Genomic DNA, 26,640 nt, shown 5'->3' with positions numbered 1-26,640 from the left:
TTATTTATCACTGTTAAGTAAATAGTAAAAAAAGGTTACTAAATTACTCTAATTAAATTTCCTAACACTGTTAAGTGAAATGGAAAATTTTTTTACTGTATTGATTTAATGATACCACCAATCGCATCTTTCAGGATTTGATTGTTGATCGTTTCCATTACTTCGCTTTTGTTAATAATGTTAATCGCAATTAAACCGTGAATAACAGAAAAGAAAGTAAAATATTTTTGTTTGATAACTTCAGGGCCGGGGTTACTGTTTTTCATAATTTCAGCAATCACCGCGGTGAATAAATTATAAGGTGCTTCTGCAGCCGAACATTGCTGAGAACAACAATTCATTTGCACACCAAACATTACCTGATACATTTCAGTATCTGTAAAGGCAAAATCCCAATAAGCCATCCACATGGCTTCAATTTGGTCTTCCGGTTTATCAAATTTTGCTTTGGCACTTTGCAATTCCTTCGCCAATTTAATAAAACCTTTACCGGTTAATTCGTTTAAAATAGCCTCTTTATTCGAGAAGTATTCGTAGATAATAGGGGCAGTATATTCAATTTTGTCAGCAATCTTTCGCATACTCAGACCTTGCCATCCTTCTTCTTTTACGATAGAATAAGCAGCTTCAAGAATATTATTTCTTGTCTCTTCTTTTTGTCTTAATATACGATCTTTACTTGCCATTTTGATGAGTATTAAATAATCTAACACTGTTAGGCAAATGTAATACCGATTTTCTGATTATAATATAAATTCGTTATAATTTTTTCTTATCATAACATAGATACTGAAAAATAAGGCTTTCCAGAGGTTTTGAATTATAAAATATTTTGATTTTAATGAAATTTGAATCCCTTTTTAACATTTTTTAAGATTTACTAATTCGCAAAAACGTCGTCAAAAGTAAAAAGGAGAAATAATTTGATTTAAACCTTATAAATTTTCAGGAGCAGAAATTTCAATTTCATAATACGTTTAGTCCCGCTATCCACTATATTCCCGATTAACAAAAACTACGGCTAAAAAGCCTTGTTTTTCTAAATCGGGAGATACCGCTTCAAATGAAATTCACTGAACTCCGATTAAAATAAATGCTAAGTGAAGTAATCGGGGCTAGACGAGAGGTTTAATTTTCATAAGACGATAATCAAAAAAATACAAAACCTAGACTGGACTGAAGTCCAGCTCTACAATATCGATCATTCCTACGGAATTTTAAAATCTATGTGCGTAATCAAAAAGAGCCAGAGGCTCTAATAATATTGTAGGGCTGGACTTTAGTCCAGTTGAGATGTATATAATTAAGAAACGCTATACAAAGCCATTATTTTTTCATTGACAGCATTATAAAAAGGAGTTTCAATTCCGTATTTTTTGGCATTTTCAATAACAAAATCAACCAGAAATTGTTTTTCAGTTTTATTGTTGTTTTCAAAATCCAGTTGCAAAGACGATTTCGATTCAAACGGAAATTTAGTCAATAAACCTTTGGCGGTTTCAATGTCTTCGTTGGTCAGATTTATATTGTTTTTGAGTGCAAGAGATTGAATCTCAATCATCATATTTTCCAGAATATGCAGTAAGTTTTGATCTTCCAAAAGTTGCCCAAAACTAACTTTATAAGCAGAAGTTATAGCTGCAACCGGTGCAACGAACAAGTATTTCTTCCACAGTGTTTCGTTAATGTTTTCCAGATACGTAATATCTAAACCTCCGGCTAGTAATAAGTCTATTAAAGGTTTATTTTCTTTTCCACCAACGAAAATCTTTCCTGGTCCGCCAACATGTTGTACATGTCCCGGTTTCTTAACATTAGAAGCAACATAAATACAGCCTTCCATAATTTGTCCTGTTTCAGGCAAAGTCTCACGGATAATTTCTTGGGCATTTACTACATTTTGCAAAGAGATAATAATCGTTTTCTCATTTATACAATCTTTATAAGCAGATAAAACCTCTTTTATAGAATAAGATTTTGAAGTAAGAATCAAAACATCCAAAATTCCTATTTCTCTTGGATTATCAGATATCAAATCAGGAAATATAGTTTCCTTTTCACCTTTAGATTCAAATACTAAACCTTCCTTTTCAATGTTGCTTTTGGTTTCGCCTCTGCAAATAAAAATGATTTTTGTGCTACTGTCTTTGTATTTTTTTGCCAACGGAGCACCAACAAATCCGCCGATTCCACCAATTCCAAGAATTCCTATTTTTATTGTTTCTGAGTTCATGTTGTCGTTTTAGGTTTTTAATTATCGATGCAAAGTAAATGGGTTAACATTTATTAACTGATGTAATAATATAGGTTATATTTGTAAAAATTAAGGATTATGAAAGACACCTTTTTTATTTATAAAGATTTCGAAATTTATTCTGTCGAAGAATTAACGTGGAAAAAAGAAATTCATCGACACAATTTTTTTGAATTACTTTACATTGAATACGGAACCGGAAATCACATTCTAAATTCAATTCCTCATCATTATAAGGAACACGATATTTATTTGCTTACGCCAAAAGATTATCATTCGTTCAAAACCTTAAAACCAACAAAGTTTCATTGCCTGCGGTTCTTACCTAATTTTTTTTCGAATAAAAAAGAAATCGAAGAGATCGAGAAATTGTTTTATTACCACAATCAGACCAATGGAAATTTAATTTTCCTTGAAGAGGATAAGGCGTTTTGCGAAACGCTTATTATAAAAATATTAAACGAAGTGGCGAAACCAAAAGGGCAGAACGAAGTTATAATCAAAAGTTTAATGACTGCGCTCATTCAGATCATTCGTCGAAATGCCATTTTAAATGAAAATAATCTAAACTTACAAACTACCGAAATACTGAAGATTGACACGATTTTAAGTTACATCCGATCGAATATTGCCAATCCACATTTGTTGAAGAAAAAAGAAATGGCAAGTCATTTTAATGTCTCGATCCATTATATAGGAGAGTATTTTAAAAACCATTTAAATATTACTTTAAGAGATTATATCGTGCAAACTAAACTTAAAGTGGTAACCGAAAAACTGAGCAAAAGCAATTTAACTTTCTCAGAAATCAGTAACGATTTGGGTTTTATTGACAGCAGTCATTTCAATAAATTCATGATGAAAAGCACGGGAATCTCTCCATCAGAATTTAAAAAATCATTAAGTATTTTTTAGCAACAATGTATCCTGCCAAGAAATGCTGATCTGTTTTTATTTAACCAAATCCATTTCGACATGCTCAATTCCGGCATCCAGGAAATAGTTATTGGTTTGTCTGAACCCGTTTTTAATATAAAACGGACTAGCATTAACCTGAGCATACAGATAAATTTTCTCTTCATTACGCAAATCTTCCAAAATTTTTTTCAGAGTAGCTTCTCCTACTTTTTTTCCGCGATACGAATCCAAAACCGCAATACGTTCAATTTTTGCTCCTTTCTCCATTATTCTGTAACGCGCCGCTCCGGCTGGTAAACCATTTACCGTTGCCAGATAATGAATCGCCTCAGCATCATCCATCGATTCCCGTTCCTGCGATACATTTTGTTCTTCAACAAAAACTTGCCTTCTAATTGCAAAGGCGATCGATTCTAGTTTTGCATCTTCAATTTTTTCTACTTTAATATCGTTTTCTACTTCTTTAAGGGGATTCTGTAGGTTCATTTCTTTAATAGTTGTCATTCGGTCAAAAAGATTTTTTGTTTTTAAATTTTGATTTACTTCGTTTATGGCTTTGTACAAATTATTTTCTGTGTCGGTCAATTCCATTAAAGCCTGCGTCATAACAGCCCATAACGGTTGCAGGTGTTGTATGAGTTCATTTGCCTTTTCAGTAAGCGTAATTAGACGCTTTCTTTCATCTTTGGCATCTTTAGCAGAGCCAATCAGTTCTTTCTTTTCTAATTCCTTTAAAAGAGAAATCGTAGTAGGATGGGAGTATCCAACTTCCTGGGAAAGCTCTACCACACTAATGGCCTTTTTCTGCGAAAGCACATAAATTACCGGAAACCATTTGGGTTCAAAATCAATATTCTGACTTCTGTAAAATAGCTGCGCCTCTTTTCGCAGGTTCTCCGTCAAACGCTGCAAGAGATTGCCTAATACCAATGATTGTGACTTTTCTAATACCATAACAAATAATTTGTATGCGAATTTACGTAGTTAACTACATATATTCAAAATGAGAAAAGAAATTTTAAGTTTTATTTATAAAATATAGGATTTAATCTGGGTTTTAGCTTTTAGGAGCAGAGGAACTAAGCTTTTAAGACGACTTGTCCCGCTATCCGCTATATTCCCGATTTAGAAAAACTACGGCTAAAAAGCCTTGTTTTTCTAAATCGGGAGATACCGCTTCAAATGAAATTCACTGAACTCCGATTAAAATAAATGCTAAGTGAAGTAATCGGGGCTAGACGAGAAGTTTAGTTTTTATAAGACGATTATAAAAAAATACAAAACCATAACCTAGACTGGACTAAAGTCCAGCTCTACAATATCTGTCATTCCTTCGGAATTTTAAAATTGCTATAAAGATTCAAAAAGAGCCGGAGGCTCTAGCAATTTTGTAGGGTTGGACTTTAGTCCAGTTTAAATAATAGAGATTTAATATATTAAGAAACGCTATTTTCATTTGCATAATTATTTCATTCCCGGAACATTCATTTCTAACGTATAAACACTTTTACTGGCAGTAATAAATAATGTTTTAAATTTTTTTCCTCCAAAACAAACATTGGCAGTCCAAGGCTCAGGAACATCAATATGGGCTATTTTTTCTCCCTTTGGATTAAATATAGTAACTCCTTTTCCGGTTAAGTAAATGTTTCCGGACGCGTCTCTTGTCATTCCATCCGAACCTGATTCAGTAAACAGCGTTTTTTTGTCCAAAGAACCATCACTGTTTATTGTATAAGAATACGTTTTGTTGGCCCCTATATCCGCTACGAATAACATTTTACCATCCGAAGTTCCAATAACACCATTAGGTTTTATAAGGGCATTGTCAACGTTAGTAATTTTAGATTTATCAGGAGCTAAATAGTAAACACATTCTTTTTCTATTTCTTTGGAAGTATGTTTCCAATAATCTCTTTGGTAAAAAGGATCTGTAAAATAGATACCACCTTTTGGATCAATCCAAAGATCATTGGGGCCATTCAGCCTTTTTCCTTCGAAGTTGTTTACTAGTACAGTATAATTTTTGTTTTGGTCTATTTTCCAAATTTCATTTTTTTCATCGGCGCAAGCCAAAAGGTTGCCTTCGTGATCAAAATACAAACCGTTAGCTCTTCCTGCGTTTTCCATAAAAACAGAAAGTTCGCCATTAACCGACCATTTCATGATTCTATTATTAGGCTGATCGGTAAAATAAATATTTCCTTTTTTATCTACTGCAGGTCCTTCCGTAAAACTGTATTGATCAGATAGTTTTGTGAGAACTGCGCCTTTTGCTATTAGGTTATGGTTGCTGTCTTCTGATTTCTGAGCGGATATAAAATTTGTAAAAATAAAAGCAATAAAAAATAGAAGGTTTGATTTTATTTTAAGGCGAAGGTGGTTCATAATGAAAAGGAGTATAGATTACTTTGAAAAAAATGAAAGGCTAATATAGTATGTTTTGTACAGTTCTCATGTTAATTTCTTTGTAGTCATAATTAAGATTCCATTGTTAGCATTGGGATATTCTTTTTTAGGAGCAGAATAATTATGTTTTTTAAGACGACTTGTCCCGCTTTCCGTTTCAAACGAAGTTCACTGAACTCCGAAATTAAATAAAATTAAGTGTAAATCCTTTTGTGTNNCACAAAAGGATTTACACTTCTATCAGGGCTAGACGAGAGATTTAGTTTTTCAGAAGTTAATAATTATAAATAATTTCCTACATTTTGTTTTAACATGCTATCTTTGATTTTTAAAATTTGTAATAAAAAAATAATTTAAGATAGTAATTCTACTATCTTTGTAAAACGATTTGGATAGTGAAATCAAAAGAATTTATTAGAGAAGCTTTGCGAAACGGTTGGGTATTCGTAAGGCAAGGCAAAGGAAGTCATGAGATTTATCAAAAAGAGGATAAACAAGTTGTTATTCCGAATCACGGATCAAAAGAAATTGGAAAAGGATTAGAACAGAAATTGAGAAAAGAGATGGGGCTTTAGCATCTTAAAAAATAGGTAATTATGAAAACAATTAAAATTATTATCGAAAGAAACGAAGATGGCTTTTGGGGCTATGCTGAAAATGAAAAAGCTATAGTCGGTGGTGGTAACACAGTTCAGGAATGCAAACAAGATGTATTAGACTGTATTGAGACATTAAAAGAATTAGATGAAGAAAATAAACCAGGTTTTTTAGATAAAGATTATATGTTAGTTTATAAGTTCGATACGGCGAGTTTATTAAATTATTACAAAGGAATATTTACAAACTCAGCACTTGAAAGAATTACAGGCATAAATCAAAAACAAATTCAGCACTATGCATCAGGTCATAGAAATCCAAGATTAGAACAGCGTCTAAAAATAGAAAGCGCCTTACATAATTTAGGAAAAGAACTTTTAGCAGTAGAATTATAAGATAAAAAAAGCAAACAAGTAAAAATTCCGTAGGAATGCCCAATATTATAGAGCTGGACTTCAGTCCAGTTTAGGTCCAACATTAATAATATCACACGGTAAACATGTACCAATTCATAACGAATTTGTACAATTCCCAAATCCTTCTTTGTGAGTATCTTTGTATTATTAGTTTAAATCAAAAGATATAAAGATGAAAGCAATAGGATTTAAAACCTCATTACCAATAGATAAGGACGATAGTTTCATTGAATTTGAAACGCCAAAACCAATTCCGGGAGCGCATGATTTATTAGTTAAAATTGAAGCCGTTTCTGTGAATCCGGTAGATTTTAAAATTCGCCAGAATAGCGCCAAAGAAACGACTTTAGAAACACCAAAAATTATAGGTTGGGATGCTGTCGGAATTGTAGAAGCTGTTGGTGATCAGGTTAGTTTATTTAAAGTAGGAGACGAAGTTTATTACGCAGGAGATTTGACCAAACAAGGCAGTAACGCAGAATATCAAGTTGTTGATGAACGTATTGTGGGTAAAAAGCCAAAATCTCTTTCTATAGAACAAGCTGCAGCGATGCCGTTAACCGGTCTAACAGCCTGGGAAATCTTGTTCGACAGAATTCGTATCCATCCGGAAAAAGACAAAGGAAAAAGCATTTTAATCATTGGCGGAGCTGGTGGAGTAGGATCAGTTGCGATTCAATTGGCTAAAAAAGTGGCCGGATTAACCGTAATAGCTACAGCGTCGCGTCCTGAATCTATAGAATGGTGCAAACAACAAGGCGCCGATTTCGTAGTGAACCATAAAAATTTGATTGAAGAAGTTCGTAACGCAGGTTTTCAGCATGTCGATTTTATTCTCGATTTTGTTGATGTGAATCAATATTGGAATGCATTCGTAGAACTGATAAAACCGCAGGGACATATTGGTTCTATTAGTGATCCTGTAGAAAATGTGAATCTTCGTCAATTAAAAGGTAAAAGTGCCAGTTTTCATTGGGAATTGATGTTTACACGTTCCATGTTTCAAACCGAAGATATGATCGAACAACATCATATTTTAAATGAAGTAGCCGATTTATTAGATAAGGGTACAATGCAGTCTACTTTAAAAACGACGCTGAATGGCCTGACTGTTTCCAATTTCAAAAAAGCACACCAGTTACTGGAATCCGGAAGTACTATCGGAAAAATTGCGATTAAATTTTAAGGGAAATGATAAAACAAGAGGCAAGCTAATAAGCTTGCTTTTTGCTTTTAATTGCGCCACCTAAAAGCATTTTTTTGTATTATTACAAGAAAAAAGAAAATGAAACCAGCGGCAACCATCACCCTTGCAATTCTTGCATTATTCATGCAACAAGCTGCGCAAGCACAAGAAGTAAAAAAAGAAACAACTTCAACTGAGCCAAAATACACCATTGAAAATTGCGTTAACCATTTTGAATTAGACAAAGCCACGAAAACAAAAGTGGGTTATCAATATTGGTTTGCTGATAAAAATTTCACTCAGGAAAACACGCTCAAAATGAGTATTGTCGAACCCGGAAAATCAACGCATGCACCGCACCATCATGTCGAAGAAGAATTTTTCTTTATTCTCGAAGGCACAGCACAATTCTACCTTGACGGAAAAACCATAATCGCGGGACCAAATACCAGTTTTTACTGTCCATCCAATATGGAACATGGAATCAGTAATGCCGGAAATACGGATTTAAAATATTTGGTGATTAAGAAGGATTTGAAGTAATAATCTGATTCTCAATTTTATTTCACATTTTAAATTAGAATTGGCACAATTAAAAGTATAGAAAGTAATATTTTTACTAAACAACTACTTAATTAACCACTTATTACATCCGATACATGTCTCTACTGATTCTGATTGCCAGTATTTTGTTGTTATTGATTCTCATTTCGGGTGTAAAACTCAATGCCTTTATTGCCTTAATTATTGCCGCTTTTTTTGTGGGAATTGCAAAAGAAATGCCTTTTCCCAATTTAATTAATTCTATTCAGCAAGGTATTGGGAGTACCTTGGGGTCTCTAATTTTAATTATTGCATTCGGTGTTGTTTTAGGGAATTTGCTTTCAGACAGTGGTGCCGCCCAGCGAATAAGTTCGGTAATGATTCGGTCATTTGGAGTAAAGCATATCAAATGGGCAATGGTAATCACAGGTTTCTCTGTCGGAATTTCGATGTTCTACAATGCTGGCTTTATCATTTTGATTCCAATGGTTTTTGCCGTGGCTAAAAGTACCAAACAGCCTATGATTTATTTGGGTATCGCAATGGCTTCGGCGCTTTCAATAACACATGGTTTTCTGCCTCCTCATCCCGGACCAACGGCAATTGCGGTTATCTTCAAAGCAAACATCGGAAAAACATTGCTTTACGGACTTTTAGTTGCACTTCCTGCGCTTTTTGTTGCCGGAATTGTTTTTCCTGAATTCATAAAAAAAATCCAGGCATTTCCCCCGAAAGGCTTATTCGAAAGCAAAACTTTTACAGAAGACGAAATGCCCTCTTTTCAAATTAGTATTTTAACGGCTTTAGTTCCGGTTTTTTTGATGGCGACCGCTACTTTCAGCGAATTGCTATTACCTGAAGGAAGTGATTTGCGCGCTCTTTTGCTTTTTATAGGAAATCCAACCACTTCAATGCTACTTGCGGTGCTTTTTGCAGTTTACTCCCTGGGAATTTTCCGTGGAAGAAAAATGCAGGATATTATGGATAAATCAGGTACTGCTATGAGTTCGGCTACGATGATCATTTTAATCATTGCTGCCGGTGGTGCTTTTAAACAAGTATTGATAGACAGCGGAATGGGAACCGATATAAGTACATTTTTCGAAAAATCATCACTTTCTCCTTTGTTGTTAGGCTGGCTGATTGCGACTATAATCCGAATTGCATTGGGATCTGCGACAGTTGCAGGATTAACGGCAGCAGGAATTGTACAGCCTGTGGTAATCGCCTCTGGTGTAAGTCCGGAATTAATGGTATTGTCTATTGGTGCAGGAAGTTTAATGTGTTCGCATGTAAACGATACCGGATTTTGGATGTTCAAGGAATATTTTGGCATTAGCGTTTCAGATACTTTTAAAACCTGGACGGTTATGGAAACCATAATAGGAGTAATGGGATTAATAGGCGTATTGGTATTGAATATATGGATCAAATAAAAAAAATGGAATCATTTTATATAGGAATCGACATTGGAACCACGGCCACAAAAGCCATTTGTTTTGATATACACGGAAATGTAATCAGACAGGTTTCGAATGCCTATCCGATGTATCATCCAAAACCGGACTGGAGTGTGCAAAATCCACAAGAGATTTTACAGACCGTTATTGATTGTATTGCGGAAATTACAAAAGGAATTCAGCCGGAGTTTATTAGTTTCAGTTCAGCCATGCAAAGTATTATTGCCATTGATGAAACTGGTAGACCTTTAACAGATGCTATTTTATGGGCTGATAATAGAGCCAATTCCATTGCCGAAAAACTTAAGGATTCTGAAAAGGGAAACCATTTTTATCAAAAAACAGGAATCCCAATTCACCCTTTTTCACCCATGACCAAAATTGCATGGTTTAAAGAATTTGATTCCGATATTTTTTCTCAAACGTATAAATTTATCAGTATTAAAGAATATGTGTGGCATCATCTCACCAATGAATATTATACAGATACTTCAATGGCTTCCGGAACTGGACTATTGAATATCCATACTTTACAATGGGATCCAGAAATTTTGGAGTTTTTAGACCTGAAATCGGGCCAATTATCTACAGTTTGTGAGGTAACACATCAAAGCAAAGGCGTTGCAGATGATTTTCTGTACGTAATTGGAGGTGGCGATGGTGCTTTGGCCAATCTGGGAACGGGAGCCATGAATAAAGGTTGTATTGCTCTAACCATTGGTACCAGCGGAGCAGTGCGATTACCCATCGATAAACCGTATCTGGACGAACAAATGCGTACACAATGTTACCATTTGATGGAGGATCAATATCTAGTTTTAGGAGCTGTTAATAACGGCGCGATTGTTTTGCAATGGCTAAGAGAAACTTTATTGAAAACCGATCAGTCTTTTGAAAGTCTTTTTGAAGAAGCAGAAAAAATTCCGGCTGGTTCTGAAGGATTGCTTTTTGTGCCGTATTTACTAGGCGAAAGAGCACCAATTTGGGATGCAGCGGCACAAGGATCACTTTTAGGAATGCAGATTACCCATACTCAGTCTCATTTAGTAAGAGCGACTTTAGAAGGTATTTTATTTGGACTTTTTCAGATTACTGAAATTTTGCTTCCGGATTCGGAAAAAAGAAAACAAACCAAAGTGATGACCAGCGGTGGATTTGGAAAAAGTGAACTTTGGCTCCAAATGGTGGCCGATATTTTTCAGATGGAATTAGAAACCTCCCAGACTATTGAAGGTTCTGCGTGGGGCGCTGTCCTCATAGGTATGAAATCGATAGGGCAGAATATCACGTACGAAAACAAAACCGGAAAAACTTTTTATCCTAATATAGCTCATAAAAGTGTTTATGAAGCTGCTTTTACTAAGTTTAAAAAAGTGTATCCGGTATTGAAAGATTTCTTGTAATTTTTTCCCACCATATAAATGATATAAGGAAATTAGTGGTTTGGCGAAAAAGCTAAATCTTAGAAAAATAAGTTTTTTTTAATTTCTTTGCGAGTAAATAAAACATAGCCCACGGTTTCAACCGTTGGGAAGAAATCCATTTCTATAAGAGTATCCCACGTTTAAAACCGTGGACTATGATTAAAATGTGAATAAAAACTTTGCTCCTGAAGCCTCGGGACTGACTTAGCGAATCTCCGTGTCTTCTTTGTGTAACTCTGTGAAATTTTCTTATCCCTTTTCAGCATTCGAATCAAAATCCACCATCCATTGCACACCAAATTTATCTGTAAACATTCCAAAGTAATTACCCCAAGGACCAAAACTTATCGGCATTTCGATTTTACCACCAGCCGAAAGTCCAATAAAAAGTTTATCGGCTTCTGCCTGGCTTTCTGCAGTGATGAAAATTCTATTCCTGTTATCGTTTTCTGTAACTTTCCCCATGATTTGCATAACATCGCTTGCCATTAAAGTGCTGCCTTGACTTATAGGCAATGCAATGTGCATGATTTTATTAAGCTCATTTTCCGGTATTGGATATTGTTCACTCGAGATGTCTTTATAACGCTTAATCGTTGTAAACTCGCCACCAAAAACCGATTTGTAAAACGTAAAGACTTCTTCGGCATTTCCGTTGAAATGTATGTAAGGATTAATAGCTGCCATGATCTCTATTTTTTAGATAAAGTTTCTAATAATTTGTCTAAGTTATCAATAGACATTTTAAAGCCTTCTGAAAAGCCCATTTCAATCATTTTCTCTAAACGTTCAAGAGATTCATTAAAAATACTAATATTCACTTTTGTGATGCCGTTTTCTTCGCTGAAATTGTAATTCCAATCAGAACCGGGTAATTCACGGTTTTCATTCTCGTCTGAAAAAGCATTATACATTTTAAAATTAGTTTTCGGAGTTATCGAAGTAAATTCCTGTACAGCCCAGCGTTCATGTCCTTCCGGACTTACCATAGCATACAATCGTCTTCCGCCAACTTCAAAATTCATGTATTTTGTTCTGGCAGACCACGGTTTTGGTGCAACCCATTGATCCAAAAGTTCAGCTTTTGTAAAAGCATCCCACACTAGCGGCAATTCTGCTGCAAATTCTCTTATTATGTATACCGTTTTGGTTGGTTTATCAACGGTAAAATCAAATAGCAAATCGTTTTTCATTTTTTCTGGTTTTTTAGTGTTACTAATAGTTCGTCAAGCTGATTAAACTTGGTTTCCCAAATTTCTCTGAATTGTTTAATCCATTTATCAATCTCTTTCATCTTTTCAATTTCAAGTGAATAGTAAATTTCTCTGCCTCGCTGTTCCTGTTTTACTAAATCACATTCCGTAAGAATACGGAGATGTTTAGAAACAGATTGGCGTGTCGTATTAAAGTTCTCCGCAATGGCATTGGGTGTCATTGCCTGTAGCGCAATCAAGGTTAGAATAGACCTTCTTGTCGGATCAGCTATTGCCTGAAAAATGTCTCTTCTCATAGTATTCAAATTTAATTATGAAGCCAATCAGTTGCAAATATACATGCAACTATTCGGTTTCGCAAATTTTTTTAAAGTTTTTTTTTTAAAAGCGATTTTAAAGGTTGCTAAATGAGGTTATTTCACAGAGTTACGCGAAGGTGACACAGAGATTCGCTGAGTTTTTTGTCTTAAGGCTTATGAGTTGATCTCGCAAAGTCGTAAAGCTTATAATTACCTATTGGTTAAATCTTAGTCTCCTGTAAATTTGGGAAGGTTTATTAAACTTAATAAATAGAATCAGCTCAATCGCTTGTTCTCGCGAATCAATATTTATCGTAAATTGACTAACTTTAATTTCCAAAAAAAACTTTATGAACCAGAAAACCACAACCAAATCAGTTACGAATTTCTCTCGCAAGAATATCATAATGAGTTTATTATTAACTTTTTTTCTAGCAATAATCAGCAATAATCTTTATGCAGTTGAAAAAGATACTCTAAAAGGCAGCTGGGATATAACAATTGATGTCGGCGGAAAACCGGCACCAGCATGGTTAGAAATCAGGCGCTCGGGTCGAACAACGCTTGTAGGACAATTTATGTGTGTAGTAGGCAGTGCCCGCCCAATATCTGAAATCCATTTGAAAGATGGAAAGTTTAGTTTTGCAATACCGCATCAATGGGAGCAGGGAAGCAATGATCTTCGCGTAGAAGGTAAAATTGAAGGTGAAAAAATATCCGGAACCCTACAGACTGTGGATGGTAAAACGCAAAATTGGACAGGTGTTCGTGCGCCAACACTTCGGCGAACTGCTGTGCCAGTTTGGGGCAAACCCATTCATCTTATCAAGGACAATTCAGTCAAAGATTGGCATGCAGAAGGAACCAGTCAATGGGTTGTAGAAAAGGGTATTTTACGAAGTCCAAAATCGGGTGTAAACCTTTTTACCAACGAAAAATTTAATGATTTTAAACTTCATATAGAATTTCGAATTCCAAAAGGCAGTAATAGCGGCGTGTATCTTCGTGGTCGTTACGAAGTGCAGGTAACCGATGGTAAAGGATTGGAACCCGCGTTGGATCAAATGGGTGCCATTTATGGACTTCTGGTTCCAAATGAAATGGTTGCCAAAGAAGCCGGCGAGTGGAATAGTTATGATATTACCCTGATTGGTAAAATGGTAACGCTTGTGGCTAATGGTAAAACTGTAATAAGCAATCAGTATATTCCCGGAATCACTGGCGGAGCGATAGACAGTAACGAAGCCGAACCCGGACCCATATTTCTTCAGGGTGATCATGGTCCGGTAGAATATCGTAATATTATCATTACACCAGCTAAATAATTTTTTGTTTAAAGTTTATAATTTCACAGAGTTTCACATAGAAGGCACAGAGATTCGCAGCGTTTTTTTCTTTAAAGCTGGCGAATTAAATAATAAGAAAACCTGCAATTGCCGGATATGCAAAGCTAGTAATCAATTTCACGCTGATATTTTACATCTGCGGTCTGTATCTTTAATTTTCCATCCAACTGCGGAATTTGATATTGTTCCAGCTGTAAATGGAAAGACTGACACCAGAATTTTTTTCAATATTTTTAGTAGAATAATTGTTTAAAAGAGTTGCGAGTTTGTTAAATTCCTGAGCATCCTTATATTTAAAAAATCGAGTAGGATGATTGACCCAATTCCCGGTCGTTGTTATGGGATATGGAATTCTTCCTTCGCCCTCGAACGTAAATTCTGAAAAATCCGGGTTTTGCTTTATCAACGCATAAAAATCAGTATAAATTTGCGTATTATTTTTATTTGTTCCGCAAAGGTAGGCAAATGAATTCGTCGGAATTCTAAAAGTTTTGTTGTATAATGAAGTTGTGAAGTGCTTTTCAATGGGTGTAATCGATATTTTTTGAGCATTGATGTTTATGGAATACTGATCAATTTTGTCTCCGTTTATAAATGTAATCTTGTCTGTGTTTTCTGGTAAGTCGATATAGGAAATTGCTGGCCCAATTGCAGTAAAACAGCCACCGGGTTCTGTTATTTTGTCGAATCGTACGACTAGTTCGTTTCCTTTTGTAAACTGAGTAGTGCTTATACTATAATTGATGCAGGGAAATTCCTCTTCTGTAATTAGTTTTAATTTTAAAACAGACGGTTTTGAGACGTCTGTACCAGGAAATATTTCCTCTGGCATAAAATTAATAGCTGTGATATTAGATTTCTTGGTAATATACTCACGATATTCTGAGCTATTGTTCTTATTGTCATCAGAACTGCAGGCATTAATCATAAATCCTATCAGGATAAGTAATGTAATTTTTCTCATAACAGCTGTTTAATTACATAGATGAATTTTTTTACAAAAGGTTGCGTAAAATGGCTAAAGACTTTTTAAGAATTACATTTAATGATATTCTCTGCCTATTTTATTTAATACACATTCAATATGATTATTTAGAGGCAACAGTCACAAAGCATTGGAAGCTTTTCATAACAACATTCATTTCTTAACTTTCATTCTATAAAATAGGAAACTAAAATTACATCAATTTTATATAATTTCAATTTTATTTTTAATAAAAATCTGTAATTCAATTAATTAACTTTTATTAAAGAAAGGTTTAACAGACTCTGTTTTCGCTGGCTGTCTGAAATGACTAATTTTAGGTAAATCAAATTAATAACGTTTTAAATATTTAAAATTATGAAAAAGAATATAGCCATATTAGCAACAAACGGTTTTGAAGAATCAGAATTAGCATCGCCTAAAGCCTATCTCGAAGAGCAAGGTTGGAACGCAGATATCATCAGTTTGAAATCAGGAACTATCAAAGCCTGGAAAGACGGTAATTGGAGTAAGGAATATAATGTTGACGTAGTATTAGATCAGGCAAATGAAGCAGATTACGATGCGTTGGTTCTTCCGGGTGGAGTTTTAAACCCTGATTCATTGAGAAGAGAAGAGGCTGCAGTAAATTTTGTACGTTCCTTTTTTGAAAGTAAAAAACCAGTAGCGGCTATTTGTCATGGCCCTCAAATTCTGGTTGATGCTGCTGTTTTAGAAGGTAGAAAAGTGACTTCGTTCTTCTCTGTTAAAAACGATTTAATAAATGCCGGAGCACAATGGGAAGACTCAGAAGTAGTCGTAGACAATGGACTAGTAACCAGCCGAAACCCGAATGATTTGCCCGCTTTTAATAAAAAAATGGTAGAAGAAATTAAAGAAGGAAAACACGAGCGTCAGACAGTTTAAGAAGAAGTTTTTATGTTACAAAAAATGCAAGATCAATTTTGGTCTTGCATTTTTTTTAATTTTCAGTTTAATTGCTGATAATTACATTGCCATACAGAATTATTCTTTTTTTGTTTGCGTGCGGAATTTAATTTCTGAATTTATAATGATATTCTTTTTCTAATATTTTTTGCTCAGATTCTGTTAATCTCATAAAAGAAACACATTGACCATATCCATATTTACTTTCTCCAAGGCATTCTACGATTCGAATATTTTTTATTTTAATTTGATTTATACAGATATCAAATATTTTACCGTCTAACCAATCATCAGAATATTCAGGTTCAAATTTTATAATTTCATTATTAGATTTAAATTGAATTGTAATGGGGCCAGATTCGCTTTGCCATTTTTCTTCAATATTTTCAGGATTGAATGTGCCTTTTGATATTACAGAAAACATATTAATTACGTCTCTATAAACTTTATTCTGTGCGCAAACATCAGACTCCAAATCCATGTAAAGCATTTTGTGTTTATCAAGACATCCCAAGTCAAATTCATCTATGTTCATGCCGGGATCGTATGGCTTTTTAAACATTTCTGAATATTCTTTTATTCTGTTTGAATGAAGTTTATTATACACTTCAGTATCTGTCAGGTTTTGAAATTCCTCATAGAAACCACACTTCCTCAAAACAGCTATATTTTCAATGACTTTTTCTTTTGAAATTTTCTTTTCGACATTCACTTTTTTGTCTTTTCTTGGATTGTTGCACGAAATAAATATAAGGAAAACTAGAATTGTGATTTTTTTCATGGGATAAAAATATCATAAAAAAATTATAAGTGGACTTTTTATTTAGATTGGTGCCAATACTTTGCGTGCATGAGCGGGACGCTAGCGCTAGGGTATTAATCTGAACTTTTTATATTTCCATTTTTTAAATTTTTCATTATATTCAAATATATTTTCAGATAATTGATAGGCATTTGCATGAACGTACGTAACTAATTGTTTGCTTTTTGTAATAAATTTTGATGGAAAAAACTTCATTTCTGTAGATAAAAAATTATCTAATGTGAAGTCTTTATTTTTGCCCTGAATGTAAAAATTATACGTTGGACCTCCATTCCCTCCAGAATCGTTTTTAACTGCAAAATCTTCTTTGCCATCAAAATTAAAATCTGCAATTATTAAATCTCCAAATTCATTATCAATAATTTCTGCGTTTTCATTAATTCCAGTTGAATAAGATCTTACTGTTTTGCAATCAATAAATGTTTTTTCAAAAAGGAAATTTGACCCAAAATTAAATTCCTGTTTCTTATTTGATATTTTGTTATAGACTATAATTTTCACAGCATTACTATCAATTTCTTCTTTAGGAATTGTTATTTTTCTAACTCTTATTTCAAAATTAAATTCTTTAGATAAATTTTTGTATAAACAGGATTGCCCCAAGATTATTTTTGAGCAAATTAAACAAACCAACAAAATAATATTTTTCATTTCAATTTAGGTTTTGTTACAATTAATTGCAAATGTCGAAATAAATATTTTTTAAATAAATCAAATATTTAAGTGTCTATAAAAAAGGTTGTTTCGCAAATTATTTTTTACTTATTGTCCACTGTATCTTTTGTGGTTACCCCCTACCATACAGGATGCCGCTGCCATAAGGATTAGAGGACTTGGTTTCATAAGAAGGTTGGAATTTTTTACCCTTGCCACACGCTTACTTCAGAGACAATTCCATTATCGAACTTCAAAATTAGTGAGCCTGTATTTATTCCTGTATGAGTGTAACCTAGATAATATCTAAAAGTATTTTCTTTTGTTAGATTTTCGTCTGGTTTTCCTAACAAAGTTATGATTTGACTTTTAGACATTCCAATTAAGTTATTATTGTTTCGCAAACTATTCATCATATCCCAGCGTAATGACCAATTGTCTTCTAAATCTAAATCAGCATTTTTCCATTTTTTAGAATCGAACTTTCACCAGATATTTTTCCGCGTAGCCCAAAAACGCAAACAATTATAATAATTGCAATTAGAATGATTTGATTTATTTTCTTCATGTTTTAAATTAGATTGTTGTATCTCTGTTTGCACTAGTAAACTTTTCTAATTTTCTAACAATAAAAAGCCCAATAAAATTCCTTTTGGCTCCTTCTCGTCAAAATATTTAATTGTTAAATTTGTTTCGGTTTTTGAAAACAATTTTTGAATGTCACTTTTTGGTATTTTTAATTCTTCGTTATTTTCAAAGTTATATTCTGATACTAAATTTTTTCCATTAAAGAATTGTATTTTTTGTTTTCCAAAGGATTGAGTATCGCGAAAAAAGATAACTCTGAAATCTTTAAAATCATCGACTTTCTTTATAACGCCGGTAGGTTTGTAACAATCGAATTGATTACTACGAAACAATAATTCAGAACCTTTATAAATCTGCCAGTTCGTAATGGTATCCGTTTTGGTTTCTGCAAAACAAGTTTTAGAAGAAGCTAAAAAACAGAATAGTATTAAAATTTTTATGCATTTCATTTTGCAGGATTTTTATTTAAAGCCAGCTAGTGTTTCACTCTCTGATACAATCAAAGAAAACACTTTTTCAGTAAACTTTGATTAGATTTTTTGTAATTTCAATTTTAATTAGGAGCTGATCCCGCTATACGCTACAATCTTTTGTGCCGAACCCCGGCACAAAAGGATTTCCACTTCTATCGGGGCTAGGCCAGTCATTTTCATAAGAATATTTTCCGTTAGTTTGTCATTTCGAGGAACGAGAAATCCTCGCAAGTAGCTCGACAAAGATTGGCGATTTTGATTGTGGGTTTTTCGAAGATTTCAGGTGCAGTACTAAAAAAAATATCAATTAAAATATTCTTTTAATACTTCATCCTCCTCTACAATATGATCTGTAATATGAAATACTTCCTGAATCCAAGAATGTTCTAATGCCTCTTTTCTATCTAAAATATTTCCAAGTAAATCTTGTTTCCAGGGTGAATCTTCCTTATCCATTAAACCAACCTGATAATTATCTTCATTAGTCCAAATTCTAAATGGAAATGCAAATCTATTTTTTGGTTCATCAGTGTCCCAATCGCCAATACTAATTATTCCTAGTGCATGTTTGTCGTCATGCCCTTTTGTAAATTTTAAATAGTAAATAGCAAATGCGTCTTCGTCTTTATAAACAAATCTAGTGAGTTTTACAATTTCATTGCTGCAACAAGTACAGATTTCTTTATTGGGTTCTTCGAATTCGATTCTTATCATTTGGTTTTGTTTGCAGTATTTAAAACAAATATATAATTTAAATTCTTTGCGTTCACGAGCGGGACGCTCGCGCTAGCGGGGGGGTGTAACTTATGTGCAAAAAAAAAAATTATCCAAGTTCTACATTTACATTCTCAGTCGGAATTGGATGACCTATGAATTTCAATAATTTTTTTACTGCGTAATCTACTGTTGCTTCATCGTCATTCGAAAACATTATATTCAGCAATGCACAGTATTCCTTATCGTTTGCAAAAATTGTAATTTCCTCAATGCTATCTTTACTTGTGTCAAGTTCTCTTAAACTAATATGAAAAAAATTCTTTTCAGTGTTGTAGGTGAAATGTATATGTTTAAATACTTTCCAGTTATTTTCTTCTTTACACTGATTAAAGTCAGTAATGTAAAACATAGTATTAGGAAGTCTGATTTTTCCTTCTATTGAACGTATAAATAAATCTGCTACATCTAATGCTTCTTTAACTTCAGTCTCTTTTGGCATTTGATAGTAATGTTCTAGCTTATTTCTAATAGTCCTTGCTTTGGAAACTAGTAAACTGGGAGCAAGATTTAAACTATGTATCAACTTAAGTTTAAATGCAATATCATTTGCATCGAAATCAAATAACTTGGCAAAATTTTCTAAATCTTTATTCTCATCTTTTATTTTGATACCTACAATTTCCAACAAGTCGTCAACTTGACAATCTATAGCCCTTTTAGAATTTGTCAAACTGTTAATATAACCTCTATCTTTACTATCTGAAAGGTCTTGTCTAGCGAATCTTAAGAAATCTTTGGGATTAATATCAAATGACGAAGCTTTCATTCCTTCACCACCTTCTATCACTATTAACAAATCTGTTAAATTAAGTTTAGAAGCCTTAATAATATTTAAAAGTTTATCTTTCATTTTAATAATTTATTAAGCTAATGTAGGTTATTTTCTAAATTATAAAAAGCCAAAACGTTTTTTGGTTGCTTGGCGGGTGTTATGTATCTCTCGATACCAAAACCCAAAAACACCTAAATTTGACCAAAACAAAATAAGCTCCTGCTGGCGCGAGCGTCCCGCTCGTGAACGTAATCTAAATCAATAATTATAATGCCTGCTTAATATAAATCTTCCATCAAAAATATAAATTTACCAAGCTAAACAATCACGTAATTATACCTGATTCTTATTTCTGAAAACAAGATCCCTAGCCCCGTTGGCCCCGAAGTGTCGGGAGGAAAATCCTTTTGTGGTGGGGTTCACCACAAAAGATTGGAAGGAACAGCGGGAAATAGCTTCTTATTAAAATTCTAATAATTAAATTCGAAATTCCAATCTTTGTCGAGCTACTTGCGGGGATTCTTCGTTCCTCAGAATGACAAACTGTGCGAGTAGATCATGCTTAAGGAGTTTTTTGGGAGATGCTCCGGAGGAACAAAAGATATTATAGTTATGTTTTATATTTGTGGCTACATCATGATAACGAATCAAAACCAATAAGCAATTATAATAAAATGAGCAACTCACAATTTACAAGATATGAAGACAACAATACGGTATGGTTGTCTCAAAATAGCAAACAAGAATTTGATTTTACTGATTATGGCGTAACGCCCACTATTCTTAACAGTGAAGCTGAAGTGGGTCAGGCGATGTTAAATGAACTTTATAGTACTGGGAAGTCAAAAGAAGGTGATATTAATATTGCGCTTCTGGGTGGGAGAGGTGCTCAGGAGTTACACCGTTTGTTGGGAGCGTTAGCAAAGTCAACGGAACAGGATGAGCTACTGGCGAGGTTGAATGTATTTACTCAGGATGCACTTGCTCCTTTGAGCATGAATAATGGTTTAAGTTTTGTTAGGGATTTTGAGCGTATTTTAGGTGAGGCCTTTTTCAAAAAGATAAAAAGCTTTACACCAATGCGAACCGATACAAAAGATTTAGAGTCGGCACTTGTGGAGTATTTGACTAAATTGGAAGAATTGGGTGGTTTAGATATCTTTTTTATTGGTCACGGTCCGGAAGAAAATCAGGCTTCACATTTGGCGTATATTAAACCTTTCTCTGGAGCGCAATCGCATCATATTGCTGGGATAATTCCAATATCGAGTAGTATTTTGGAGCACCACATTAGCAAGTTTAAAGCGGGAGGAAGCCTTATCAATGAAAACGATGAAAAGGAATGTCGATCTGCTGAATATATTCTCACTTTAGGGCCGGCTGCGATATTACAAGCCAAAAAAATCGTTCAGTCTGTAGTAGATGCCGATTCTGCTCCTGCTAAAATTCAAACGTATGCAAATGTGCTTAATACAAAACTAAGTTCGAATAAAGTGGAAGCTTTAGAGCAATTGAATAAAAATCCGGGGTTGTGGATTAGGTTGCATTCTAATGCTAAGTCTTTTGTATTGCCTGGTTTGGGGTTGTGATTGAATTCAAAGTCTAAAGTCAAAGTCTAAAGTCAAAAGTCCAAAGTCCAAAGTCCAATCTTTGTTGAGCTACTTGCGGGGATTCCTCGTCCCTCGGAATGACAAAAAATGAGAAAACTTTGGACACTTAATTCACAGTTTGAAGTGAAAAACTTTGCGACTTTGCGTCTTTGCGCGAATATTTCTGCGGCTTTGATTAAAGAACTTAGCCAATCTTTGTAGAGCTTCTAGTGTGGTCCTTCTCCCGAAGCCTCGGGATCAGGATGACAAAAAATGATAACAAAAACCTTAGCGAACCTCCGTGCTATCTTAGCGAATCTCTGTGAAACTTCCAAAACCTCCCCAACTTACGAAAACAAAAAAAGGGCGGTACCGATAGCACCGCCCTCTTAGGCAAATTTTAATTTACATTTTAAAACCAAATCTAATTTTAAAATGCCGCAATGAATTGCGTACAGTTTTTGGTAATCACTAAACGGAAAGCAAAACGTAGGTTATTCGTTTATGATATCGCCTTCCTTAGTTTCTTCGCTGGCAATTTTTACCAGTTTGTCTTTGCGATTTAAGTCGCCAAATATTTCGATTTTATCGTCAATTTCTCTTCCTCTTTTTACATTGACTCTTGTGGCTTTATGATCCAATACTTTAATTACAAAAGTACCTTCAGCTGCATTTACCAAGGCCGTTTTCGGAATTACGAAGGTGCTGTCTTTCGCGTTAAGCGGTAACAAAACTTCGGCTACCATTCCTGGTAATAAATCTTTTTTAGTGTTGTGAACATCCATTTCTACGCGCTCAGAACGCAATTTTAAATCTAAAGCGCCAGACATTCTTGTGATGGTTGCTTTAAACGTTTCCGGTAATGATTTTACATTAAAACTCATTTCGTCACCAGTGTGTAAATATCCCGTGTACAATTCCGGAACAGAAACCGCCAAACGCAATTTATCCTGCTGCTGAATCGTCAATAAAGGCAAATCTGAACCTTTTCCTGCCGGACCAACAAATGTTCCTAAATTGACATTTCTTGCTGCAACAACACCATCAAACGGAGCGCGAATCTCCAAATAACCTCTCATAATCGAAACTTCTTTGTGTCCTGCAACCGCAGCCTGATATTGTGCGTAATCAGAATTTTTCTTTCCGCTGGCCATTTCTAAATCATTTTTAGAAATTGTTCCTTCTACTTTGCTGGTTTCGTACAAACGGTTGTACGTACTTTTGCTGGTGGCGTAAATCGCTTCCATCGATTTCAATCTTGATTCAGCTGCAGCCAGTTGCGAACTGATTTCAGGCGCTTCTAAAACGATCAAAAGCTGTCCTTTTTTTACTTTAGTACCAATATCAACTTTGAGTACTTTTACGAAACTGCTTACTTTCGCATACAAATCGACTTGTTGAAAACCGGTTAATTCGGCTGGCAAACGCAATTCGGTTGTTAGTTTTTCTTTTTCTAACAGAAACGTTTCTGTTTTAGGTTCCAATTCTGCAACAGGCGCTTCTTCTTTCTTAGAATTACAGCTGTTCAGGAAAAATAGTGCTGCAAAAAACAGCGCGCTTGATTGTAATATTTTAGTCTTCATTTTTTGATTTTATATGATAGAATATAATGTAATGTCTTGTTCAGTAAATAAACGGAAAGGCTAGCAGTGTTTCAAAATATTTCCACCGCGGGAGACTTTCAGCTTTATGACTTTCAAACTTTCGGCTTATTTAATGATGAGATATAATGGATGCTTTCTTCGTCTTCAGGATCTAAAGAAACCGATTGTGTCGTTGTTTTTTCTTGCGCCCAGGCAAAAATTAACGGTAAAATTAATAAAACTGCAAAGGTTGAGAACATTAATCCTCCAATAACCGCTCTTCCTAAAGGAGAAACCTGATCGCCACCTTCGCCATGACCAATTGCCATTGGCAACATTCCGGCAATCATCGCCACCGAAGTCATGATAATCGGACGAAGACGCAGCGCCGCAGCTTCACGAGCCGACTCTAAGGCGTTTCCGTTTATCTTACGCAATTGCTCGGCATTGGTAACCAATAAAACGGCATTTGCGATCGAAACCCCAACCGACATGATGATTCCCATATACGATTGTAAGTTTAGGGTTGAACCTGTAATCGTCAGCATTAATAGGGCTCCTAAAACCACCGCAGGAACGGTTGTTAAAATAACCAGTGACACTTTGAACGATTGGAAATTAGCGGCTAACATTAAGAAGATTACAAAGATGGCAACCAATAATCCTACTTGCAAACTACTTAATGTTTCCTCCAATACTTTACTTAAACCAATTGGGCTAATGAATAAACCGCGCGGTAATTCTCCCAATGAGCTTATTGTTGCAGCTACGTCTTTTGAGGCCGTCCCCAAATCGGTCTGATAGATGTTTGCTGTAACGGTAATGTATGGCATAGCCCCTAAATTGTCATTTTCACCGCTAACAAAACCGGGTGTAATTTTAGCCACGTCACTTAAAACAGGACGAAGCGAGTTTTTCAATACCGGAATTTCTCCAATATCGGTTTTGCTTTTCATTTGGTTTAACGGAACCTGAACCTGAACGTTGTATGACAATCCGGCTCTTTCGTCAACCCATGTATTTTTCTCGGTATATCTTGAAGATGAGGTCGAAGCCACAAGTGATCTCGAAATATCATTCATATCAACTCCTAATTCGGCAGCACGTGTTCTGTCAATATCAATATTCATTGCTGGATAATGAATTGGCTGACCAATTTGAACGTCTCTGAAATACGCTATTTTTTGTAGTTTTTCTACAATTTTGTTGGCGTATAATTCATTTCGTTTTTTGTCTTTTCCGGCAATACGAACTTCAATTGGAGTAGGAGAACCCTGGCTCAAAACTTTGTCTGTCAATTCGATTGGCTCAAACGATAGTTTTACATCTGGCAACACTTTTTTAATTCGCGCTCTGAAATCGTCTTTAAAGTTATCCATATCCGTGTGATATTCTTTCAAACTCACCTGGAATACTGCTTCGTGAGAACCAGCCATGAACAAATAAATCGGGTTAATCGAGAACAACGAAGGGTGTTGCCCTACATATACAGACGAAATTCCGATATGTTCTTTACCGACCATTTTTTGCAATTCCTTCAAAACGATAATCGCTTTTTCTTCGGTACGCTCTAAACGGGTTCCATCAGGAGCACGCATTCTCAGCTGAAACTGACTTGAGTTTACTTTCGGGAAAACATCTTTTCCGATGAATGTAATAAAGGTAACCGCAAGCAATGTAGCACAAACAAGATAGATCAGAGCAGCTGCTTTTTTGTATGGAAACAAGCGATCTAAAGTTCTCATGAATCGGATTCTGAAACGCTCGAAAGCACCTATTTTTCCGTTGCCATCTGTGTCGTTTCTTTCAACGTAATCTTTTTTCTGCGTGATTAACTGTTTCTCAGATTCGGGTGTTAATCCGCATTTGTTAAATTCGGCTTCATCGTCTGTAATTTCCGGACCATGTTCGTGTTTCTCGTGTCCTTTCATTAACCAGTTCGCCATTACGGGAACAAAGGTTTGCGAAAGTAAAAATGAAATTACCATTGAGAATCCAATTGCTAATGCCAATGGCAAGAACAACGCTCCCGGAATTCCAACCATCGTAAATGCCGGAGCAAAAACCGCTAGTATACAAAGTAAGATCAATAATTTAGGCAAGGCAATTTCCTGACAGGCATCCCAAATGGCGAGTGCCTTGGGTTTTCCCATGTCGAGATGCTGGTGAATATTTTCGATCGTTACGGTACTTTCATCCACTAAAATTCCGATTGCCAAAGCCAATCCGCTTAAAGACATTAAGTTGATGGTTTGCCCAAATAATTTCAGGAATAAAACTCCGGAAATAATCGAAATTGGGATGGTTAAGATTACGATCAAAGCCGCACGTCTGTCGCCAAGGAAAAGTAAAACCATTAATCCGGTTAAAACCGCACCGATAATTCCCTCTGTAATTAAACTTTTCACCGAGTTGATTACATAAACCGACTGGTCAAATTCGTATGATAATTTTACATCTTCAGGAAGTGTACTCTGAATTTTAGGCAATTCAGCTTTCAGTTTCTGAACCACATCCCAGGTGGAAGCATCACCGGCTTTTGCAATACTGATATAAACCGAACGTTTTCCGTTTACCAAAGCATAACCCTGCGTAATATCGGCACCGTCTTTTACGGTTGCAACATCGCCTAATTTTAAGTTTTGAACACTTCCTTTAAACAACGGAATATTTTCAAAATCTTTAACTTCCTTAATGGTATTATTGGTTGGTGTAATATAATTAGTATTACCCATTCTCACGTTTCCGGATGGAGCTGTCTGGTTGTTAATTCGAATGGCTTCTACAATTTGGTCCGGCGTCATATTGTGCGAACGCAATAAATCCGGATCTACGTTAACCTCTATAGTTCTTGGGCTTCCGCCGAAAGGTGCCGGAGACAATAATCCCGGAATCGAAGTAAACGAAGCACGAACGTAAACGTTGGCTAAATCCTGTAATTCATTATTCGATCTGATTTTACTGCTCAAAACCAATTGTCCAATTGGCAAAGACGAAGCATCAAAACGAATGATAAACGGAGGCTGAGTTCCCGGAGGAAAAGCCGCCTGGATTCTGTTGGAAAGCGAACTCAGCTCGGCAGCCGCCTGCGCCATGTTCGTGTTTTCATAATAGGTTAATTTCATAATCATTAACCCCTGAATATTTTTGGTTTCAACCGATTTTACCCCATTTGCAAAAGGTAAAATGTTGACGTAAGTTTTGGCAAAATAAGCCTCCATTTGGTCTGGTGTATAACCTCCAAAAGGGTGCGCGATATAAATTACCGGCAAATTCATTTTCGGTAAAATATCTACCTTAATGTCCTTGATGGCACCAATTCCGAAGAAAAATAAACCAGCCACCAATACTAATATGGAGATGGGTTTGCGGAGTGCAAAACGTATTAAATTCATTAGGATCT

26 protein-coding genes are annotated in these 26,640 nt (G+C 35.0%); 10 read left to right on the top strand and 16 right to left on the bottom strand.

Annotation, left to right across the window (positions count from 1 at the left end; all coding sequences use genetic code 11):
* Positions 1 to 92: 92 nt before the first annotated feature.
* Both B0A65_RS12660 and B0A65_RS12655 read right to left on the bottom strand, forming a co-directional pair.
* Positions 93 to 686, bottom strand: coding sequence for a TetR/AcrR family transcriptional regulator (locus B0A65_RS12660; protein WP_074661920.1), 594 nt, complete (start codon positions 684 to 686; stop codon positions 93 to 95).
* Between the two features lie 617 nt (positions 687 to 1,303).
* A complete protein-coding gene (locus B0A65_RS12655) occupies positions 1,304 to 2,233 on the bottom strand; it encodes a ketopantoate reductase family protein (RefSeq protein ID WP_074661918.1) in 930 nt (309 codons plus the stop codon).
* A 99-nt stretch (positions 2,234 to 2,332) separates the two neighbouring features.
* Here B0A65_RS12655 and B0A65_RS12650 point away from each other — a divergent pair, with 99 nt between their 5' ends.
* On the top strand, positions 2,333 to 3,169 hold the full coding sequence (locus B0A65_RS12650; protein ID WP_074661915.1) for a helix-turn-helix domain-containing protein: 837 nt from the start codon (positions 2,333 to 2,335) through the stop codon (positions 3,167 to 3,169).
* Positions 3,170 to 3,205: 36 nt separating this feature from the next.
* Here the strand turns inward: B0A65_RS12650 and B0A65_RS23285 are convergent, their stop codons facing one another.
* Positions 3,206 to 4,126 carry a GNAT family N-acetyltransferase gene (locus B0A65_RS23285; RefSeq protein ID WP_074661912.1) on the bottom strand — a complete coding sequence of 307 codons (921 nt, stop codon included), beginning with the start codon at positions 4,124 to 4,126 and terminating at the stop codon, positions 3,206 to 3,208.
* 510 nt (positions 4,127 to 4,636) lie between these two features.
* Positions 4,637 to 5,560, bottom strand: a complete 924-nt coding sequence (locus B0A65_RS12635; RefSeq protein WP_074661910.1) for an SMP-30/gluconolactonase/LRE family protein — start codon at positions 5,558 to 5,560, stop codon at positions 4,637 to 4,639.
* Between the two features lie 416 nt (positions 5,561 to 5,976).
* Here B0A65_RS12635 and B0A65_RS12630 point away from each other — a divergent pair, with 416 nt between their 5' ends.
* The 6 genes from B0A65_RS12630 to B0A65_RS12605 all read left to right on the top strand — a co-directional run bounded on the left by B0A65_RS12630 (position 5,977) and on the right by B0A65_RS12605 (position 11,186).
* Positions 5,977 to 6,156, top strand: coding sequence for a type II toxin-antitoxin system HicA family toxin (locus tag B0A65_RS12630; protein ID WP_074661907.1), 180 nt, complete (start codon positions 5,977 to 5,979; stop codon positions 6,154 to 6,156).
* A gap of 21 nt (positions 6,157 to 6,177) precedes the next feature.
* Positions 6,178 to 6,573: a hypothetical protein gene (locus tag B0A65_RS12625; RefSeq protein WP_026983304.1), complete on the top strand. Its 396-nt coding sequence runs from the start codon at positions 6,178 to 6,180 to the stop codon at positions 6,571 to 6,573.
* 193 nt (positions 6,574 to 6,766) lie between these two features.
* Positions 6,767 to 7,780 carry a zinc-binding alcohol dehydrogenase family protein gene (locus B0A65_RS12620; RefSeq protein ID WP_074661904.1) on the top strand — a complete coding sequence of 338 codons (1,014 nt, stop codon included), beginning with the start codon at positions 6,767 to 6,769 and terminating at the stop codon, positions 7,778 to 7,780.
* A gap of 99 nt (positions 7,781 to 7,879) precedes the next feature.
* On the top strand, positions 7,880 to 8,323 hold the full coding sequence (locus B0A65_RS12615; RefSeq protein WP_074661902.1) for a cupin domain-containing protein: 444 nt from the start codon (positions 7,880 to 7,882) through the stop codon (positions 8,321 to 8,323).
* Positions 8,324 to 8,439: 116 nt separating this feature from the next.
* Positions 8,440 to 9,759, top strand: a complete 1,320-nt coding sequence (locus B0A65_RS12610) for a gluconate:H+ symporter (RefSeq protein ID WP_074661899.1) — start codon at positions 8,440 to 8,442, stop codon at positions 9,757 to 9,759.
* Positions 9,760 to 9,764: 5 nt separating this feature from the next.
* Entirely contained in the window at positions 9,765 to 11,186 is a 1,422-nt protein-coding gene (locus B0A65_RS12605) for a gluconokinase (RefSeq protein WP_074662373.1), read from the top strand.
* Between the two features lie 270 nt (positions 11,187 to 11,456).
* Here the strand turns inward: B0A65_RS12605 and B0A65_RS12600 are convergent, their stop codons facing one another.
* The 3 genes from B0A65_RS12600 to B0A65_RS12590 are packed head-to-tail and all read right to left on the bottom strand — an operon-like array spanning position 11,457 to position 12,717.
* A complete protein-coding gene (locus B0A65_RS12600) occupies positions 11,457 to 11,894 on the bottom strand; it encodes a VOC family protein (RefSeq protein WP_074661897.1) in 438 nt (145 codons plus the stop codon).
* 5 nt (positions 11,895 to 11,899) lie between these two features.
* Positions 11,900 to 12,400 carry an SRPBCC family protein gene (locus B0A65_RS12595; RefSeq protein WP_074661894.1) on the bottom strand — a complete coding sequence of 167 codons (501 nt, stop codon included), beginning with the start codon at positions 12,398 to 12,400 and terminating at the stop codon, positions 11,900 to 11,902.
* Positions 12,397 to 12,717, bottom strand: coding sequence for an ArsR/SmtB family transcription factor (locus B0A65_RS12590; protein ID WP_056192532.1), 321 nt, complete (start codon positions 12,715 to 12,717; stop codon positions 12,397 to 12,399). Before B0A65_RS12590 ends, B0A65_RS12595 begins: the two co-directional genes overlap by 4 nt.
* A 353-nt stretch (positions 12,718 to 13,070) precedes the next feature.
* On the opposite strand from B0A65_RS12590, the gene B0A65_RS12580 reads away from it, so the two are divergent.
* Positions 13,071 to 14,045, top strand: coding sequence for a 3-keto-disaccharide hydrolase (locus B0A65_RS12580; protein ID WP_083370485.1), 975 nt, complete (start codon positions 13,071 to 13,073; stop codon positions 14,043 to 14,045).
* A gap of 172 nt (positions 14,046 to 14,217) precedes the next feature.
* On the opposite strand, the gene B0A65_RS12575 is transcribed toward B0A65_RS12580, so the two are convergent.
* The gene (locus B0A65_RS12575) at positions 14,218 to 15,030 is read right to left on the bottom strand and encodes a hypothetical protein (RefSeq protein ID WP_074661886.1); all 813 of its coding nucleotides are present in this window, start codon (positions 15,028 to 15,030) and stop codon (positions 14,218 to 14,220) included.
* A 378-nt stretch (positions 15,031 to 15,408) separates the two neighbouring features.
* Between B0A65_RS12575 and B0A65_RS12570 the strand changes: the two genes are divergently transcribed.
* Positions 15,409 to 15,957 carry a type 1 glutamine amidotransferase domain-containing protein gene (locus B0A65_RS12570; RefSeq protein ID WP_074661883.1) on the top strand — a complete coding sequence of 183 codons (549 nt, stop codon included), beginning with the start codon at positions 15,409 to 15,411 and terminating at the stop codon, positions 15,955 to 15,957.
* Positions 15,958 to 16,084: 127 nt separating this feature from the next.
* On the opposite strand, the gene B0A65_RS12565 is transcribed toward B0A65_RS12570, so the two are convergent.
* The 6 genes from B0A65_RS12565 to B0A65_RS12540 all read right to left on the bottom strand — a co-directional run bounded on the left by B0A65_RS12565 (position 16,085) and on the right by B0A65_RS12540 (position 20,143).
* The gene (locus B0A65_RS12565) at positions 16,085 to 16,759 is read right to left on the bottom strand and encodes a hypothetical protein (protein WP_074661881.1); all 675 of its coding nucleotides are present in this window, start codon (positions 16,757 to 16,759) and stop codon (positions 16,085 to 16,087) included.
* 87 nt (positions 16,760 to 16,846) lie between these two features.
* Positions 16,847 to 17,452 carry an XAC2610-related protein gene (locus B0A65_RS12560; RefSeq protein ID WP_074661878.1) on the bottom strand — a complete coding sequence of 202 codons (606 nt, stop codon included), beginning with the start codon at positions 17,450 to 17,452 and terminating at the stop codon, positions 16,847 to 16,849.
* Positions 17,453 to 17,661: 209 nt separating this feature from the next.
* Entirely contained in the window at positions 17,662 to 17,832 is a 171-nt protein-coding gene (locus B0A65_RS23530) for a hypothetical protein (protein WP_242670276.1), read from the bottom strand.
* 237 nt (positions 17,833 to 18,069) lie between these two features.
* Positions 18,070 to 18,492, bottom strand: a complete 423-nt coding sequence (locus B0A65_RS12550) for a hypothetical protein (protein ID WP_074661875.1) — start codon at positions 18,490 to 18,492, stop codon at positions 18,070 to 18,072.
* Positions 18,493 to 18,819: 327 nt separating this feature from the next.
* Positions 18,820 to 19,230 carry a hypothetical protein gene (locus B0A65_RS12545; RefSeq protein WP_074661873.1) on the bottom strand — a complete coding sequence of 137 codons (411 nt, stop codon included), beginning with the start codon at positions 19,228 to 19,230 and terminating at the stop codon, positions 18,820 to 18,822.
* A 109-nt stretch (positions 19,231 to 19,339) separates the two neighbouring features.
* Entirely contained in the window at positions 19,340 to 20,143 is an 804-nt protein-coding gene (locus B0A65_RS12540) for a hypothetical protein (protein ID WP_074661870.1), read from the bottom strand.
* A 596-nt stretch (positions 20,144 to 20,739) separates the two neighbouring features.
* On the opposite strand from B0A65_RS12540, the gene B0A65_RS12535 reads away from it, so the two are divergent.
* Entirely contained in the window at positions 20,740 to 21,654 is a 915-nt protein-coding gene (locus B0A65_RS12535) for a hypothetical protein (RefSeq protein WP_074662370.1), read from the top strand.
* A gap of 494 nt (positions 21,655 to 22,148) precedes the next feature.
* Here B0A65_RS12535 and B0A65_RS12530 read toward each other — a convergent pair whose 3' ends face one another.
* Positions 22,149 to 23,237, bottom strand: a complete 1,089-nt coding sequence (locus B0A65_RS12530) for an efflux RND transporter periplasmic adaptor subunit (RefSeq protein WP_074661868.1) — start codon at positions 23,235 to 23,237, stop codon at positions 22,149 to 22,151.
* 113 nt (positions 23,238 to 23,350) lie between these two features.
* Complete coding sequence (locus B0A65_RS12525; RefSeq protein WP_074661865.1) at positions 23,351 to 26,632, bottom strand: efflux RND transporter permease subunit; 3,282 nt, start codon at positions 26,630 to 26,632, stop codon at positions 23,351 to 23,353.
* Positions 26,633 to 26,640 lie beyond the last annotated feature (8 nt).

The organism is Flavobacterium frigidimaris (assembly GCF_002217275.1).
Lineage (GTDB): Bacteria > Bacteroidota > Bacteroidia > Flavobacteriales > Flavobacteriaceae > Flavobacterium > Flavobacterium aquidurense.
The sequence above is the reverse complement of the archived record's forward strand: the minus strand, read 5'-3'. Positions and strand labels throughout refer to the sequence as shown.